The sequence below is a fragment of the Paludisphaera mucosa genome, from assembly GCF_029589435.1.
In the GTDB taxonomy this organism is placed as follows: domain Bacteria; phylum Planctomycetota; class Planctomycetia; order Isosphaerales; family Isosphaeraceae; genus Paludisphaera; species Paludisphaera mucosa.
Genome location: NZ_JARRAG010000002.1, coordinates 44,704 through 60,966 on the forward strand (window position 1 = coordinate 44,704; position 16,263 = coordinate 60,966).

The window sequence follows — 16,263 nt, forward strand, 5'->3', positions numbered from 1 at the left end:
GACGCGCCGACGGAGCCTGTCATGGAGGATGCGATGACCGCGGAGCCGGGGCTGATCGCCGACGCGAGCCGAGATGATGCGACCCCCGTCGCCGGGATCGTCTGGCGCGTCCTCCTGCTGGTGGCTTTCATCATGCTCACGATCCCCCAGTGGATCACGCAGATGGGCGCCGGCCTCGACCCCTCGTGGTGCGCCGCGTTGTACCTCTCGGCGGCCAAGGGACTGGTCCACGGCCGCGACTTCGTGTTCACCTACGGGCCCCTGGGCTTCGCCCTCATCCCCAAGGAATACGGCGACGTCAACCTCCACGCGGTGGCCCTGCGGCTGGGGCTCCACCTCTTCTGGTGGACGTCGGTCGGCGTCCTGCTCTTCCGGGTCAAGGGCTACATCGCCCCCCTGGTCTTCGCCGCCACGACGGCGATGAGCGGCATCGCCCTGGACAACGACTTCAACCTGATCCTCGCCGGCGCGATGATCCTGACCGTCACCGGCTTCCTCGTCCTTGCGGAGCTCGACCGCCGGCCCGAATGGGCCGTCCCGGCCGCTTTCATCGCCGGGGCGGCGGTCCTGACGAAGTTCAACCTCGGGGTCGCCTGCACGGGCGCCCTGGGGATATGGGTGCTCATGCGACTCGCCCGCGACCACAGCCCGCGGGTGTGGATGCGCCTCGCCCTGCTGGGCCTGGTCTATTTCGGCTCGATGGCCGCGTTCTTCCGGGCCTACAGCGGCCCGCTCGACGCCCTCTGGCCGTTCCTCCGGGCGTCGCGAGAGCTGGCGTCGGCCTATTCGACCCAGATGACCAGCGACGATCCGGCGAGCAGCGGGTTCAACCTGATGGTCAGCATGCTGGGCCTCGCGGCCCTGGGCCTGATCGTCAGCCTGGCGCGGCGGTCGGCGATGGCGCCGGCGTTCGCGATCATGCTCTTCCCGATGTTCGTCCTCTACAAGGGGACGGTCGTCCGGCAGTCGCTCGGCCACTTCCTGAGCGCCTGGCCCGTGATGGTCAGCCTTTCCGCGCTGGTGCTGCCGGCGGCGAGCCGCACATTCAGGACGAGGATCGGGGCGACCGTCGCCGTCGCACTCATCCTGGTCTCGGGCTTCTGGTACGCCCCCACGTCGGTCGAGAAGGTCGTGACCCGCGGGGCCGAAAACTGGGTCGCCCTCTGCAAGCTCGATCGGACCCGGGCCGCGATGCGCGCCTACGACTCCAAGGCGAAGCGCGAGCAGGTCCTGCCGGACGCGTTCCTGGAGCGGATCGGCACGGCCCCCGTCGACATCTATCCGTGGGAGACGTCGTACGTCTGGGCCAACGACCTGAACTGGCGGCCGCGGCCGGTCTTCCAGTCGTACTGCGCCTACACGCCGCTGCTCGACCAGATGTGCGCCGATCACTACCGCGGCGCGAACGCGCCGAAGTTCATCGTCTACTCGCACGTGGCGATCGACTACGAGCATCCCTGCATCGTCGATCCGCGGACCTGGATCGAGATGCTCCGCTGGTACGACTGCGTCGCGGGCGACGGCCCGCTCCTCCTGCTCCAGCGGCGGGAAAAGCCCCGATGGCAGGGGACGCAACGGCTCGACGTCGCCTCGAGCGGCTTCACGAAATCCTATCAGCCGCCCGACGCCGGCCGCGGGCTGACGTTCATCAAGGTCGATTTCGAGCTGTCGCTGCTGGGCAAGCTCCAGGCGATGCTCTACAAGGTGGATCCGCCCCTGATCCGGGTCGAGTACAAGGACGGCGAGCCGGCCAACCACCGGCTCGTCTGGCGGAACACGGCGGGCGGGTTCCTCGTCAGCAGCCTCCCGCGCAACATCATGGGCGTGGTCCACCTCTTCCAGGAGGGCGTCGCCGACGAGGTGATCGGGGTCTCGTTCCACGACCCGAGCGGGCGGCTCAAGCCCGAGTTCAAGATCACGGCACTGAAGTCGGGCGGCGACGTCGTGGCCCCGCCGGCCGTGGCGACCTCGACCGGGGGCCCCGTCGCACGCTGAACGGTCAACCCTCGCCGACGCGAAGGAAGAACTTGACGGTCGCGTAGACGAAGTACACCGCCTCGATCAGGAGCCCGGCGGCGACGATCTTCAGGGACAGCCCCCGCCACGACCGGTCGTCCTGTTCGCTCGCGCCCAGGCCGTCGTCGTCCAGGTCGTCCCAGTCGTCGTCCTCGATTCCCAGCTCGGCGGAGTCTTTGGACCAGGTCTGCGAGAGGATGACGCGGGCGTCCCCCGCCAGGCTCTGCGGCACGCGTAGGACGACCCCGCCGGTCGCGATCGCATACATCGACCGAGACCCCATGCGCTCGCCGTCGATCGTGGTGGGGATGCCTTCGGCCTCCAGCCGGATGCGCAGGGGCTGGCAGTCCATGGCGTCGGGATAGTGGGCCACCTCGACCCAGGGCCCCGCCGCATCGACGCCCGAGGAGGTCGGCGGGGCCGCCTCCAGCGGCACGTCGTGCTTGCGGCAGACCGCCCCGTCCCCCCCGAGCTGGAAGCCCTCGCAGACCGGGCAGTAGCCCTGGGGGACGATCCTGTCGCCGCAATGGGCGCAGAGCTTCGACGGGTCGGCCTTGGCGACCGTCCGACGGCAGGTGGGGCAATACCCGGGGATTCGAGTCGGCGTGGTTCGCATCGAAGGTGCTCCCGGGAGGGTGAGTCGCGACCGGCCGTTCAGCTTTCGAGCGCCGCGTCGAGGGTGATCTCGGCCTTCAGGAGCTTCGAGACCGGACAGCCGGCCTTGGCCTTGGCGGCCAGTTCCGCGAACTTCGCCTCGTCGGCGCCCGGGATCTTCGCCCGGAGCGTCAGGTGGACCGTCTTGATCGCGAAGCCGTCGCCCTCCTTGTCGAGGGTCACGTCGGCCGTGGTCTCCATGCGCTCGGCCGTGAGCCCGGCCTCGCCCAGGATCAGCGAGAGCGCCATCGTGAAGCAGCCGGCGTGGGCCGCCCCGATCAGCTCTTCGGGGTTCGTGCCCGGCTTGCCCTCGAAGCGGCTGGAGAAGCCGTAGGGGTATTCCTGGAGCGCCCCGCTCCTGGTCGAGATCGCGCCCTTGCCGTCCTTGATCCCGCCCCGCCAGACGGCGGACCCGTGCGTTTTCATGATGGTGCTGCGCCCTCGTGGAGTCTCGTCATGGAGGAAGTTCGCCCGGAACTTCCAATCATTGTACGGAACGGCCGCGAATCAACCCCTCAGCGGGCGGCGAAGCGGGACGCCGGGGGTGCCGCGGCGATCGCGTCCACCCGCGATTCCAGGCGGATGAGATGGACCGTTCCCGGCTTGGTCGCGGCGGCCAGCAGCCGACGACGCGCGCAATAGGCCAACCCTGAAGGCTCGGCCCCGCCCACGTTCAACGGCCCGAGGACCGGGAACCGTCCCAGCACGATCGGCGGGGCGATCTGGACCATCTCGAGCGAGGAATCGTCCGGCCGCGCGACGACGAGATAGCCGGCTTTCCCCGCAGATTCTTGATGCTGGGCTTGGACCGGCGACGACGTGACCGCGACGGCGTCGCGCTCGTCCTGGGCGGGGACGAGGATCCAGTCGCCGTCGTCCGACGCCGAGACGTAAGGCTCATCGACGCGTTGAAGGTCCATTCGGCCGGCCAGACGAGGGGTCGACGGATCCGTCAGGTCGATCGCGACCGCGGTCTTCTGCCGGACCAGCGTCGCCAGCGCGTGAGATCCGCGTTGCGAGAGGGTCAGCCGGTCGAGGTCGTCGCCGTCCTCGAACGCGAGCCTGCCGACGGCCGTGGTGGGAGTCGATCCAAGGACCGCCGACGTCGCGAAGACGGACAGTTCGGGGGCGTGCTTCGTGACGTCCCCTTCGCCGCGGCCGGAGGCCAGGACGATCAGGAAGGCCCCGTCGGGCGTGGCCGCCAGGTCGTCGGGATAATACCCCGCCTCGACCCGCGACCCGACCCGCCCGCCGTCGAGCGCGAAGACGTCGAGCCAGCCGGGCCCGAGGTGCTTGGCGTCGTTGACGGGCCGCTGGAGCACGGCGACGTTCCCGCCCACGACCGCGATGGCCACGGGCCGGCCGTCGACGGCGATCTTCGCCAGAGGCGAGAGCTTGGCGTCGTCGTCAATGCGGTAGGTCAGGATGCGATTGTAGCGCGGGCAGAGGACCGCGAGGCGATCGCCGGCCGCGTCGAAGGCGACCCGCGTCGAGCGTTGCTGGCCGGTGGCCTCGCGGTGGGTCTCGTGGAGGAGCCACGGCCCGGCGATCGCCTCGACGGGCGTCTGGGCCCGTCGGAGGATCAGGGCGCCGGCCCCGAACAGCACGGCTGCGGCGACGGCCAGGCCCGCGAGCACTCCCGGGCGGATCATGCCCGAGGGCTGCGCGGGGGGCGACGCGCCGTCCGCCTTCGGCCGCCGGAAGTTCACGCGGTTCTCGGTCCCCGCCAGCAGCCGGCCCACGTTCTTGCGATGCCGCGCGATCAGCAAGACGACCACGGCCGCGACCAGGGCGCTCAATGCGCGATGCGACGGGGCCCAGGGGTCCGACGTCCACCAGAAATAGCTCGCCCCGAAGGCCAGCCCGCCGGCGATCGACGAGAGCGACACGTACCGCGAGACCGCGAAGACGGCGAAGAACGCGACCGCCGCGACGCCGCAGCATCCCGGCAAAAGGGCCAGCAGGGCCCCCAGGCTGGTCGCCACCCCCTTGCCGCCGTGGAAGCCCAGGAAGACCGGGAAGTTGTGCCCGAGGATCGCCCCCAGCGCCGCCGCGACGGGGAGGTCGGTCGGGACGTCCCAGCCCAGCCGGGCGAACATCATCGGCAGCAGTAGCGTCGGCAGGAGGCCCTTGAGCACGTCGAGCGCGAACACGAGGACGAAGAAGCGGAACCCCAGCAGCCGGCCGACGTTCGTCGCGCCGATGTTGCCCGAGCCGACCTTGCGCACGTCTTCTTTGGTGAGGGCGTAATAGATCAGGTAGCCGAACGGGATCGACCCGATCAGGTAGGCGGCGAGGGCGGTCGCGACGTAGGTCCAGCTCAACGGCGACGCTCCCGTCAGTCGTCCCGGCCGATCTTGAGGACCGCCTTGTCGGGCTGCCCCAGGAACGCGGCGCGGCGGTTGTCGAAGATCTCGTTGGCCGTCGCGTAGTCGTCGTGGCGGCCGATGTCCAGCCAGTAGCACTTCTGCTTGTAGCAGTGGACGGGCCGGCCGGTCTTCCGCATCGCTTCGAGCAGCTCGGGCATCGTCACCGCCTGGCCGGGGACGAGGTAGTCCCACGCCAGGGGGTCCAGGATGTACACGCCCATGCTGACCTGGAAGGAATACTCGGGCTTCTCCTGGTACCCCGTCAAGACGTGGGGGTCGTCGCCGAACTGGAGGACGCCGAAGTCGATCTTCACCTCGCGCGGGTAAGACGCGATCGTCGCCGCCGCGCCGCGGGTCTGGTGGAAGTCGAACATCGAGCCGTAGTCGAGCGTCGTGAGGATGTCGCCGTTGATGACGAGCACCGGCTCCTCGGGGCGCTTGATCAGCGTCAGGCCGCCCGCCGTGCCCAGGGGCGCGACCTCGCGACGGTACGAGATCTTCGCGCCGAACTTCCGGCCGTCGCCGCAGAAGGTCTCGATCAGCTCGGTGAGGTAACCGGTGATGATCGTGACGTCGCGGAAGCCGAAGCGGGCGAGCTGCCGCAGGACGACCTCGATGATCGGCATCGGGTCGTCTTCGCCCAGCGGCATCAACGGCTTGGGCAGGACGTGGGTGTAGGGCCGCAATCGCGTCCCCTTCCCTCCCGCCAGGATCACGGCCTTCATGGTCCCGTCCTCCCCTTCCCTGGTACTCGTTGGATCGAATTCCGAACGGCTCGGGCGGGCGTCAACCCCGTCCCGCCTTCTTGCGATTCCTGGTCTTCGCGACGTGCGGGGCGGCGGGCCGCTTGCCGTGCGAGGCGTGCTTCGCCTTGGCGGCGGCGACCTCCTGGAAGACCCGCACGAGGGCCTCGACGTGGCGGTCGAAGGTCCATTCCCGACCCAGCTTCGCAGCCTCGGCCGACATCGCGCGGCGGTGGGCGTCGTCGGCCAGGCGGTCGAGCGCGGCGACCAGCTCGGTCCGCGCGTCGGGCGTCGGCAGCACGTATCCCTGGCGGCCGTCGGTCATCAGCTCGCTGGCGCCGTTGCAGGCGGTGGTGATCACGGGCAGGCCGCAGGCCAGGGCCTCGAAGACGACCAGCGAACAGGGGTCGTAATACGTCGGCGAGACGAAGAAGTCGCTCGACCAGTAGCACTCGCGGACGTCGTCGTGGAACCCGAGGAAGTGGACGTATTCGCCCACGCCCAGCCGATTCGCGAGGCGGCGATACCATCCCGGACGGCCGCCGCCGCAGACGATCAGGTGGATGGGCTTCAACTCGGTCCCATTCCGGGCGGCAAGTCCGCGGATCAGCGGTTCGAGGCCCTTGAGCGCGTAGTTGTGGCCGACGAACAGGCCGACCAGGTCGCCCGGCTCCAGCCCGATCCGGTTGCGGAAGGCGCAACGCGTCGCCCCCGGCTGGGGGACGAGGACGCGGTCGGGGTCGATCGCGTTGGGGACGACGTGAATCCGCGATTTCGGGACCCCGGCGAATTCCTGGAGGTGCCGGGAGACCATCCGGCTCACCGCCACCACCCGGGCCTGGCGTTCGGGGGCGTACTGCCGCTTCTCGATGGCGCGGAAGGTCCAGAACTTGGGGTTCAGAACCTTGCCCATGACATAGAGCCGCCGCGCGACGGGATTGGCGAACCGCATCGCGTTCGCCCGCAGGCTGCCGGCGTGGACGCCCCCCTGGGGGATGATGACGTCGTGCTCGTACGTGTTGATGAACCCGACGGTGCAGTCGTAGTCGGCGGCTTTCAACAGACGCGCCGAGGCGTCGGCGAAGCCGGCGACCTGCTCGCGGCGGCTGCGGCCCTCGGCCTCGACGCGGATGCAGCGGACCTCGGGCGGGAGCGCCCCTTCGGCCCAGCTCGACGTGAAGAGGTCGACCTGGTGCCCGCCGCGCGTGAGGCTGCGGCAGAGGTCGACGATGTAGGTCTCGGCCCCGCCTTTCGTGGGATCGACCCTCGGGAAGTTCAGGGCAAGCCGCATGGGTTCCATCTCCGCGTCCTTGCACGTCGGGCCCTCGCCCGGCGATCCGTCATCGTCTGTTCTTCGCCCCCGGGCGGCCCGCGACTGGAGCTTTTCCCCGGGACCCGGCGGGTTTTCGATCAGCCCTGGTTGTGGGCCGCATACCGCGCCGCCTTCAGCCGGATCATCGTCGCCTGCCATTCGGGCCGATGCAGGCCCGCCGCCTTGCGGTAGTGCTTCCAGAACCGGAGCGCATCGCGAGGGGCGACGCCGGCGACCCCCTCCATCGAGAAGAGGAGCTGCCCCAGGTCCTTCCAGCGCCAGCGATCGGCCGTCAGCCGGTGTTCGCGGAGCCGGTGCAGGTCGATCAGGGTCAGCTCGACGTCGCGCGGGTCGCGGGCCAGCTTCTCCAGGTTCACGAAGAAGTGACAGAGGTAGAGGTCCTTGTGGAAGACCCGGGCGCGGTGCATCGTCGCGGCGATGCGGGCCATCTCGCGGACGATCCGGCGCTTCATCGCGGCGAAGCTCTCGGGGTCGAGCGATCGCTCCAGGTCGGGGAGGACCTCGTTCAGCTCGCGGCCGGGCAGCTCGGCGACGGCGAGGTAGCTCTGCAAGGCACCCCACGGCCCGACCCGCTCGCCGACCGCGACGACGTCCGGGACCGGCACGCCGAGGGCCCGCGCCCGCTCCAGGTGGGCCCATTCGGCCGCCCCGGGGGAATGCCGACCGGCGGGGTTGAAGGTCGCCGCCAGCCGGGCAGGCCAGGGGAGCCGGAAGTGTCGCTTCAGGTAGACCGAAACCCGACGCCCCTCGGGCGCGTGGAAGACGACGCGGGCCGTCGATCGCCCTTGCTTGGCGTGCAGCCGGTCGCGGCTGACGATCGTCATGACCGACGCGTCGAAGTCGGCCGGCAGGGCCTCGCGATAGCGGTCGTCGACCCACGACCAGCGCGAGCCGCGGATCAGACGTTCCCAGAACGCGCGGAGGCTCATGGTGCGAAGCCTTCCCAGGAGACCGGTTGGTTCACGCGGTAGATGCGCGTCCCGACGTCGCGGCCCTCGACGAGCGACGGGAAGTCCTGCACGGGCGTCGCCGCGAAGGCGAGCAAGGCGTGGAGGCTCTCGGAGCGTCGGCTCTTCGCCTCCAGCTCGTCCCGCCCCACGACGACGTAGGCGAGATGGCGGTCGGAGAGGGCCTGGCGGACGTGCCAGTAGTCGTAGCCGTCGGGCCGGCCGGCCACGAAGCGGGCCCAGCCGCGGGTGTCGAGGATCTGGTCGCCGGCCCCCGCGTGCGCGGCGAGCCATCGTCCGGCCTGCCAGTGGCCCCGCCGGCTCTCGTGACCCGTGCGAAGTTGATAGGCGACCAGGCCCGTCGCCACGACGGCCGTCGCCGCGACCACGACCGCACGCCAGGCCCGCGGCGAGGCCGGGACCTTCGTCCCCAGCCGTTGCAGGCAGATGACCATCCCCGCGGCCGACCAGATCGTCGAGATCGCCACCAGCGGCAGCACGTGCCGGCCCGACAGGTAGCCGAGGTTCGAGCCGTGACGCATTAGGACCAGCACGTACGTCGCGGCGAAGATTCCCAGGACCAGCCGCTCGGCGGAGCCATCGCCGGCCTCGCGACCGCAGGCGGTCCGGATGAACCTCCGTCGGGCGAGGCCCCAGATCGCCATGATCGCGAAGCCCCAGCACATCTCGTCCCACCAGCGGCGGCCGACCCAGCGCAGGGCGTCGAATGGCCCGTCCAGCGTCCGCTCGTTCGACTCCTCCTTGGGCGAGAGGTCCAGCGCCGCCCGGTCGAGGCCCGGGGGGAGCGGCTGGGGCGTCGAACGACGAACGATCGTCTGAGGTCCGAGCGCGGCGGCGTGTCGCAGGGCGAGCTTCTCGGAGACCTGCCCCTTCGCCAGGGCGTACGAGCCGACGCAGACCAGGACGGCCAGCGCCAGGGCCGCCGGCGCGGGGGCCGTGGCGATCGAGCGGATGCCCCGCGTGCGGGCCAGGTGGACCAGGTACGCCAGGCCGACGGCCGCCGGCGCGACGATCGCCTCCGGCCTCGCCAGGTAGGCCGCCCCGCCGACCAGGCCGCAGGCCATGGCCAGCCGCCAAGAGTCGCGGCGGACCGCCGTCGCGCCCAGCCAGAGCGACGTCGTCATCCCCAGCAGGCCGACCGCATTGCCAAGCGTGTCGCGACCGACCTCGGCCGGCACGGGGAGCAGCACGTACAGAAAGGCCGCGACCAGCGCCACGCGATCGTCGAAGATCCTGCGGGCGAGCGCGAACAGGGGCAGGAGCATGAGCAGCGACGCGGCGGCCGAGACCGCCTGGGCGGCGATCCGCCATGCGTCGGGCCCGGGGCCTGCGAGCGTCGCGGTCAGCGGCTCCGCGGCCGCGACGAGGGCCGGATAGAGGGGGTGCTGGTCGGTGCCGCGGACCACGTCGACCCAGGGGTCGGTCTGAAAGCGTCGCGCGACGGCGAGGAATTTGAGGCCGTCCTGCGCCGGGACGAGTGTGCGGGCGATCGCCGCGGCGTGGAGGAGCGCCGCGAACGCCAAGATGCCGATGAGCCAGCGACGGTGCGCCACCCGATCCTCCTTGACCCTCGGCCTGCCGCGGGCCGATCCTCGGCCGCCGCCGCGATTATAGGTGCACCCTTCAGCCCGTCAATGGCAGCGCCATGCCGCCGCGCGCCGAGGCGGCGGACCAAAGGTCGGCCATCGACCGCTCGAACGGGATCGACGGTCGCCAGTCGGTCTCGGCCGTGATGCGGTCGAGACTGGCGCGCGAGTCGTCCGGCTCGCCCCGGCGTGTCGCACCCGCGTCGAGGCCGATCCGGACCGACCGGCCACTCAGGTGGATCAGCAGGTCGAGCCCCTCCTGGACCGTACGCGAGTGTCCCGACCCGATGTTGTAGATGCGGCGGGCCTGCCCCTGGTGCGCCAGCGCGACCAGCGCCCTGGCGGCGTCGCGGACGTCGACGAAGTCGCGGCGGGCGTCGAGGCGGCCGGCGAGGAGCGTCTGCGGGAGGTCCGGCGCCGCGAGCTGCGCGGCGAAACGGCCGAAGGCGAGCGACTCGGGCATCCCCGGCCCCACCGGGTTGAACACCCGGCCGACCACGATCTCCAGCGGCCCCCGAGCGACCAAGGCCGCGGCCGTCGCCATCGCCTTGCTGCGGCCGTAGGCCGTCATGGGCCGGCAGACCTGGTCCTCGACGACCGGCAGGTCGGCCGCTGCGACCGGGCCCAGCTCGGCGGCCGAGCCGGCGACGACCACGCGGACGGGCCGATCCAGGTGGCGGAGCGCGTTCAGGAGTCGGTCCGTCCCCCAGAAATTCGCCTCGTACATCTCTTCGTCGGGGGTCGGCGGCGTCTTGCCGGCGGCGTGGATCACGTAATCCGGCGCGACGTCGCGCACGGCCCGGCCGAGCCCTTCAGGGTCGCGGAGGTCGGCCCCGACGAAGAGCGCGCCGCGGAGCGACGCGGGCCGGTTCCGCCCCAGGACGACGATCCGGTCCCCGTCGGCCAGGGTCCGCCCGACGGCGTCGAGGACCCAGCCTCCCAGCCATCCGCCCGCACCGGTGATCAGCCAGGTCGCCATGTCAACTCCTCGGTTCCGGGTCGCAGGCTCGCTCGTGGGCGTCGCCGTCCTGAAAGCATACGTCGCGAAGCGTCGAAGACGCGGTCGGGATTCAAGTTCTTCATGCAGAGGTGGTGGCCCAGCGGGCAGACGGGTCGCTGGCAGGGCCCGCAGGGGACCGGGTGGTACAGGTGGATCGCGTTGGGGTGGTTCGTCCGCGTCCACTCGATCCGCGTCGGCCCGAAGAGCGTGACGACCGGGGTGCCGAACGCCGCGGCGAAGTGCCGGGGCCCCGAGTCGGTCGTCACGAGCAGGTCGGCGCGGCGCACCATCGCCTTCGACAGGCCGAGGCTCAAAGCCCGGTCGGCGAGGCTCGCGACCCGGGGATGCGCGGCCAGCGCGACGATCTTGCGGGCCTCGTCCCGCTCGGACGGGCCGCAGAGGACGACGACCGAGACGTTCGATTCTTCGGCCAGTCGGCGGGCCAGGACGCCGAACGATTCCGCGGGCCAGGCCTTGGCCGGGCCGAAGGCGCCGCCGGTGTTCAGGCAGACCAGGCCGGCCGAGGGATCGACGCCGAGCGCGGTGCAGGCCTCGTCGGCCGCGGCCTCGTTGGCCGGGGTGGTCGCCAGTTCCAGGCGGACGCCCTCGCCGGGGCATCCCAGGACGTGGGCGAGGCCCAGGTAGTATTCGACGATCGGGCACGGCAGGAGCTTCCCGGCCGCGTCGCGGGGAGGCGCCAGGCGGTCGGTCAGCAGCCAGCCGCGGGCGTAGCGGTCGTAGCCCACCCGGCGCGGGATCCCCGACAGCCGCGCGATCCAGGCCGTGCGGATCGAGTTCGGCAGCAGGACCGCCGCGTCGGGGCGGTCGCCGCGGAGCCGGCGGATGAGCGCCGGCGTGCGCTGCTCGCGGAGCTTCGAGCGGGGGTGGAAGAGGATCGTCTCGTCGAACCAGTCGAGCCCGTCGAGCACGGGGGCGACGTTGGGCTTCGCCACGATCGAGAGCCGGCCCGAGGGGAACCCGCGACGCAGGGCCCGGAGGGTGGGCGTCGCCATGACGGCGTCGCCGATCAGGCTGGGGAGGAAGACGACGATGTTCATGCGCGGCCGGGCCCTTCCCTGGCAGGTCCGTCCGGCGTCCTTGCCGGCGGCCGATCCTCGCGGACTCCCCGCCCCCCTAGGCTCCCGGGACCGGCCGCGACTCGGGGATCAGGCCCGCCAGCAGGCCTTCCAGCGGCCGGGCGTCCCCCAGAAGTTCCAGGCCGATCCGGAGCGCGCGGAGGGGCGCGTCCCCGAGATTCGAGAGGCGGAGCTTCACCAAATCCTTCTGCGTGGTCAAGACGAGTTCGGCCCCCGTCGCCCCGGCCCAGCGGACGAGCCCGTCGACGTCGTCGGCCGAGTAGGGATGGTGGTCCGGGAAGACCCGCAGGTCGACCAACCGGCAACCCAGCGACTCGATCGTGCGGCGGAAGCCCACGGGGTTGCCGATGCCGCAGAAGGCCGCGACGGCCCGGCCGGGAAGGCCGTCGAGCGTGCCGACGGAGCCTTCGCCGTCGACGAGGTCTCGCGGTGCGTGGCGAGCTTCCAGGATCGGGACCGACGGCGCGTGGCGGCGGGCCTCATCGCGGATCCAGGCCCGGCGCTCGGCCGGGACGAGGTCCGCCCGCGAAACGATCACCGCTCCCGCTCGCCGCAGCGACGAGGCCGGTTCGCGGAGCAGCCCGCGCGGGAAGATCCGGCCCAGGCCGAAGGGGTCCAGGGCGTCGAGCAGGACGAGGTCGAGGTCGCGGGCCAGCCGGCGATGCTGGAAGCCGTCGTCGAGTAGGATCAGCTCGGCTTCCAGCTCGTCGACCGCGATCTCGGCGAGCCGCGACCGGTCGGGGTCCTGGAGGTGGGGGACGTCGGGGAGGTTCTCCTCCAGCACGAGCGCCTCGTCGTTGACCGCGTCGGCCCGGCCGTAGCCGCGGCTGATCAGGCAGACGCGAAGGCCGCGCTCGCGATACCAGCGCGCCAGCCACTCGACCATGGGGGTCTTGCCGGTCCCGCCCAGCGTCAGGTTCCCCACCGAGACCACGGGCACTCGCGCGTGGTGGACGGCCTTGAGCCCGCGGTCGAACGCCGCGTTCCGCGCGGCGACGGCGACCCCGTAGCCCGCGGCCCCGAGGCCGAGCCCCATGCGGCCGAGGGCCGCCAGCGGGCCCCGGGTCTCGCCGCGGATCAGCCTGAGGAACACTTCGGGATCGATTCGGGCCACGCCACCGCCGTCCTGGTGCTGGGTCTCGATCGGGCCGCGACTCCCGCAGGGCCGCGGCCGTCGTTACGATAGGACGAGGAGGCTAACCGCTGGCGACTCCGACCGTCAAGCCGCACCGAACCCCCTCCCACCCAAGGCCGACGCATGATCCCGCCTCCCGAGCCGCCCCACCCCCTGGTCGTCCACTGGCTGAAACGGCACCTCAGCGGGGTCAGCTTCGTGCTCCACATGGTCGGCATCCCGCTGACCATTTTGGGGGTGCTGCTCTTCGCCGTGTACGCGTTCCTGATCTCGTTCCCCATCTTCGTGCTGGCGCTCGGGCTTTTCGTGGGCGGTTACGCACTCCAGATGGCGGGGCACTACCTGGAAGGGACCGACCCCGGCGAGGTCATCTACTTCAAGCGGCTGCTGGGCGTCCCTTACGTCGAATTCCCCCCGGGATCGGGCCCTTTCCACGAGCTGGACGGCCTGGCGCGGCCGTCGCCGGGCGACGGCGGGGGCGAATCCACAGCCGGGGCGGGAACGGCCCGAGTCGGCCCGTCCCTTTAAAGACGGCGGAGAGCGGAGACGGGGTGCGCCGACGGTTCCGCGTCGCGCCCTCGCATTTTCCCCTGGAGCAGAATCGGCACGATCGGTAAATTCCCCCTCATCGCTTCAAGTCGCAGAACACGAACGACCGATACCTTTCGACAGCCCGATTCCCCGATCACTTCATGGGAACCGGGACCGAGTCGTCGGATGTTCGATCAGACGCAGCAGGTTTTCGGCACGATGGACCGGCCACCGCATCTCTTCCCGGCCGGCCTCGTGGGTGTTGGAGAAGGGTCGCGACCGAGTCGGCCCGAATGCGACGGCGGCAGTCGAGTCGTGGGCGATAGACTCCGTGAGCCAAGCCAGGGATGGCGCGGCGTGATCCCACGCCTCGGGTTACGCGTCACATGGCGATCTTAGTCAAGGACGGCTGGCCATGCGATTGACCTTACGCAGGAACCGTTGGACTCATATGGCCGTGCTGGCGGCCTGGGTGAGCTCCGCCGGTTGCCAGAGACTTCCCTACATCGACCAGACCAAGTCCGTCCCCCACGACAACATGGGGAAGATGGCCCTGGAGGACAAGGAGGTCACGCAGGCCGATTTCCTGTCGAGTAGCACGTCCTTGCCGATCCCCAAGATCGCCAAGCCCCGCACCACCAACGATCCCGAGGCCGACGAGATCTGGCCGATGACGCTCCAGGAGGCGATCCGGATCGGCCTGGACAACTCCGAGGTGGTCCGCGTGATCGCCTTCGGCGCCCAGGGCATCCCGGTCGGCGGCTTCGAGCCGTCGCCGCTGAACACCGGGGCCGGGGCGGGCGTCGCCAGCTCGCTCGGCGCCGGCACGCTCCAGACGGTGTACGACCCGGCGATCCAGGAGACGCAGATCGCCCAGGCGCTCAGCGTCTTCGACACCGGGCTCATCACCAACATGACCTGGGGCAAGAGCACCCAGCCGTTCAACAACGCCGTCCAGGGCGGTACGTTCCAGCTCGCCGGGATCAAGACGCCGGTCATCTCGATCCAGGACACGGCCCAGTTCCAGGTCGGCCTGCAGAAGCGGACCGCCACCGGCGCCCAGCTCGGCATCGTCCACAACGTCAACTGGCTGTACCAGAACAGCACGTTCCTGGTGACGCCGTCGGCGTATACGACCAACCTGCAGATGACCCTGACCCAGCCCTTGATGGGCAGCGCGCCGATGCCCGGCCAGCAGGCCGGCCCGCCCGTCGGCCTGGAGGCCAACCGCGCCCCGATCGTCGTCGCCCGGCTCAACGCCGACGCGGCCGTCTGGCGATTCAAGGCCGAGATCATGGCCCAGGTCCGCTCGATCGAGCAGCAGTACTGGGCCCTGGCCCAGCAGCACGTGCAGCTCTGGTCGGCCGAGAAGGCCGTCGAGCTGGCCCGCGAGATCGTCAACCGCGAACAGGCCGAGCTGGTCGTCGGCAAGGGGACGGTCGCCGACGTCGCCGAGGCCCAACAGCGGATGGAGCAGTTCAACCTCGACCTGGTCACCAAGACGGCCGACGTGATCACGACCGAGCGTCAGCTCCGGAACATCCTGGGCCTGCCGCCGGCCGACAACCGCCGGATCATCCCGGTCACGCCGCCGACCGAGGCCCGCCTCGAGCCCGACTGGGAGTCGAGCCTGGCCCAGATGGTCACGTTCCAGCCCGACATCGTCCAGCAGCAGCTGCTGGTCCGGATCGCCGAGCTGCAGCTCCTGGTCACCCGCAACCAGCTGCTCCCCCAGCTCAGCCTGAACGTCCTCTACCAGTTCAACGGCCTGGGCCAGAACCTCGACACGGCCGAGGCCGTCATGACGGGGGCCACGGTCAAGGCCCTGGAACCCGTGGTCGCCGCCCAGCAGCGGGCCGCCGGCGTCGCGGGCAATCCCGGCCTGTACAACAACTTCCGGACCTGGCAGGTCGGCTGGTCGTTCCAGATGCCGCTCGGGATGCGGTCGCCGCTGGCCAGCACCCGGCAGGCCCAGTACACCCTGCTCCGGCAGCGGGCCTTCCTCCAGCAGGTCGTGCACCAGACGGTCCACTCGCTCAGCCGGTTCTTCCTGGAGGTCGACGCCAACTTCAAGCAGTTCAAGACCGCGTCGCGGCTGCGGGCCGCGGCCGCCGAGCGGCTCGCCGCCCAGCGGGCCTACTACGAAGAAGGCCGGATCACGATCGACCGCTTCCTCGACGCCGTCAGCCAGTACGCCCAAGCCGTCGCCCTCGAGGCCCAGTACAAGACGACCTACAACATCTCGATCGTCGCCCTCGAGGAAGCCAAGGGGACGCTCCTGGCCTACAACAACATCGCGGTCGCCGAGGGCCCCAACCCCCGCAAGGCGTACGTCCAGGCCCGCGACATCCAGGAAGGCCACAAGCAGATCCCGATCCCGCCCGACGGCCCGATGTACCGCGAACGCGTCGTCGGCCCGCCCACGCCGGACCCCGTCGAGCCGCATCAGCCGCCGGGCGTCGAAGACGGCGGCCCCCTGCCCGCGATGCCGGCCCCCGTCGGCCCGCTGGGACCGCCGCCGACCCCGATGCCCCCGTACCGCCCGGCCGGCGAGCCCCCGATCCTCTCGCAGACCCCCGCGCCGGAGGCCCGGCCGGCCGACGCCCCCCGGATCGACCCCGCCGCCCTGCCGGCGAGCGGACCGGCCCCGAGCCCGAGCCCGGCCCCCGCACCCGCCGCCGCACCGGCCGGTGCGCAGGAGGCCGAAGCCTTGCCCCCGCTCCCCGAGGTCGTCGACCTGCCCCCGCTGCCCCAGGGCTGAGGCGTCGCCACGACGTCCGATCGAACCGAACGAAGGGCCGGCGCTCCCCACGGGGCGCCGGCCCTTCGGC

13 protein-coding genes are annotated in these 16,263 nt (G+C 71.0%); 3 read left to right on the top strand and 10 right to left on the bottom strand.

Annotated features, from left to right (window positions below):
• The first annotated feature begins 33 nt into the window (after positions 1-33).
• The gene (locus PZE19_RS09635) at positions 34-1,995 is read left to right on the top strand and encodes a hypothetical protein (protein ID WP_277860395.1); all 1,962 of its coding nucleotides are present in this window, start codon (positions 34-36) and stop codon (positions 1,993-1,995) included.
• A 4-nt stretch (positions 1,996-1,999) separates the two neighbouring features.
• Here the strand turns inward: PZE19_RS09635 and PZE19_RS09640 are convergent, their stop codons facing one another.
• The 10 genes from PZE19_RS09640 to lpxK form a co-directional block, all read right to left on the bottom strand.
• Complete coding sequence (locus PZE19_RS09640) at positions 2,000-2,632, bottom strand: hypothetical protein (RefSeq protein ID WP_277860396.1); 633 nt, start codon at positions 2,630-2,632, stop codon at positions 2,000-2,002.
• Between the two features lie 38 nt (positions 2,633-2,670).
• Positions 2,671-3,096: an OsmC family protein gene (locus PZE19_RS09645; protein WP_277860397.1), complete on the bottom strand. Its 426-nt coding sequence runs from the start codon at positions 3,094-3,096 to the stop codon at positions 2,671-2,673.
• Positions 3,097-3,185: 89 nt separating this feature from the next.
• A complete protein-coding gene (gene plsY / locus PZE19_RS09650) occupies positions 3,186-4,994 on the bottom strand; it encodes a glycerol-3-phosphate 1-O-acyltransferase PlsY (RefSeq protein WP_277860398.1) in 1,809 nt (602 codons plus the stop codon).
• 14 nt (positions 4,995-5,008) lie between these two features.
• Complete coding sequence (locus tag PZE19_RS09655; RefSeq protein WP_277860399.1) at positions 5,009-5,764, bottom strand: sugar phosphate nucleotidyltransferase; 756 nt, start codon at positions 5,762-5,764, stop codon at positions 5,009-5,011.
• A gap of 61 nt (positions 5,765-5,825) precedes the next feature.
• A complete protein-coding gene (locus tag PZE19_RS09660) occupies positions 5,826-7,073 on the bottom strand; it encodes a glycosyltransferase family 4 protein (RefSeq protein ID WP_277860400.1) in 1,248 nt (415 codons plus the stop codon).
• A 119-nt stretch (positions 7,074-7,192) separates the two neighbouring features.
• Positions 7,193-8,044 (bottom strand): lipopolysaccharide kinase InaA family protein, encoded by an 852-nt coding sequence (locus PZE19_RS09665; protein WP_277860401.1) that lies wholly within the window; start codon positions 8,042-8,044, stop codon positions 7,193-7,195.
• The gene (locus PZE19_RS09670) at positions 8,041-9,636 is read right to left on the bottom strand and encodes a glycosyltransferase family 39 protein (RefSeq protein WP_277860402.1); all 1,596 of its coding nucleotides are present in this window, start codon (positions 9,634-9,636) and stop codon (positions 8,041-8,043) included. Before PZE19_RS09670 ends, PZE19_RS09665 begins: the two co-directional genes overlap by 4 nt.
• A 70-nt stretch (positions 9,637-9,706) precedes the next feature.
• Positions 9,707-10,648, bottom strand: coding sequence for an NAD-dependent epimerase/dehydratase family protein (locus PZE19_RS09675; protein WP_277860403.1), 942 nt, complete (start codon positions 10,646-10,648; stop codon positions 9,707-9,709).
• Positions 10,633-11,727 (bottom strand): lipopolysaccharide heptosyltransferase II, encoded by a 1,095-nt coding sequence (gene waaF / locus PZE19_RS09680; RefSeq protein WP_277860404.1) that lies wholly within the window; start codon positions 11,725-11,727, stop codon positions 10,633-10,635. Before waaF ends, PZE19_RS09675 begins: the two co-directional genes overlap by 16 nt.
• Before the next feature lie 76 nt (positions 11,728-11,803).
• Entirely contained in the window at positions 11,804-12,880 is a 1,077-nt protein-coding gene (gene lpxK / locus PZE19_RS09685) for a tetraacyldisaccharide 4'-kinase (RefSeq protein ID WP_277860405.1), read from the bottom strand.
• Positions 12,881-13,024: 144 nt separating this feature from the next.
• On the opposite strand from lpxK, the gene PZE19_RS09690 reads away from it, so the two are divergent.
• Positions 13,025-13,429 (top strand): Mpo1-like protein, encoded by a 405-nt coding sequence (locus tag PZE19_RS09690; protein ID WP_277860406.1) that lies wholly within the window; start codon positions 13,025-13,027, stop codon positions 13,427-13,429.
• Between the two features lie 418 nt (positions 13,430-13,847).
• Positions 13,848-16,193, top strand: coding sequence for a TolC family protein (locus tag PZE19_RS09695; protein WP_277860407.1), 2,346 nt, complete (start codon positions 13,848-13,850; stop codon positions 16,191-16,193).
• The last annotated feature ends 70 nt before the right edge of the window (positions 16,194-16,263 follow it).

Bases quoted from the DNA above. Each gene is read 5' to 3' on its own strand.
- PZE19_RS09635 (WP_277860395.1), top strand. From the start codon at position 34: ATGACCGCGGAGCCGGGGCTGATCGCCGACGCGAGCCGAGATGATGCG.
- PZE19_RS09640 (WP_277860396.1), bottom strand. From the start codon at position 2,632: ATGCGAACCACGCCGACTCGAATCCCCGGGTATTGCCCCACCTGCCGT.
- PZE19_RS09645 (WP_277860397.1), bottom strand. From the start codon at position 3,096: ATGAAAACGCACGGGTCCGCCGTCTGGCGGGGCGGGATCAAGGACGGC.
- PZE19_RS09655 (WP_277860399.1), bottom strand. From the start codon at position 5,764: ATGAAGGCCGTGATCCTGGCGGGAGGGAAGGGGACGCGATTGCGGCCC.
- PZE19_RS09660 (WP_277860400.1), bottom strand. From the start codon at position 7,073: ATGCGGCTTGCCCTGAACTTCCCGAGGGTCGATCCCACGAAAGGCGGG.
- PZE19_RS09665 (WP_277860401.1), bottom strand. From the start codon at position 8,044: ATGAGCCTCCGCGCGTTCTGGGAACGTCTGATCCGCGGCTCGCGCTGG.
- PZE19_RS09675 (WP_277860403.1), bottom strand. From the start codon at position 10,648: ATGGCGACCTGGCTGATCACCGGTGCGGGCGGATGGCTGGGAGGCTGG.
- waaF (WP_277860404.1), bottom strand. From the start codon at position 11,727: ATGAACATCGTCGTCTTCCTCCCCAGCCTGATCGGCGACGCCGTCATG.
- PZE19_RS09690 (WP_277860406.1), top strand. From the start codon at position 13,025: ATGATCCCGCCTCCCGAGCCGCCCCACCCCCTGGTCGTCCACTGGCTG.
- PZE19_RS09695 (WP_277860407.1), top strand. From the start codon at position 13,848: ATGCGATTGACCTTACGCAGGAACCGTTGGACTCATATGGCCGTGCTG.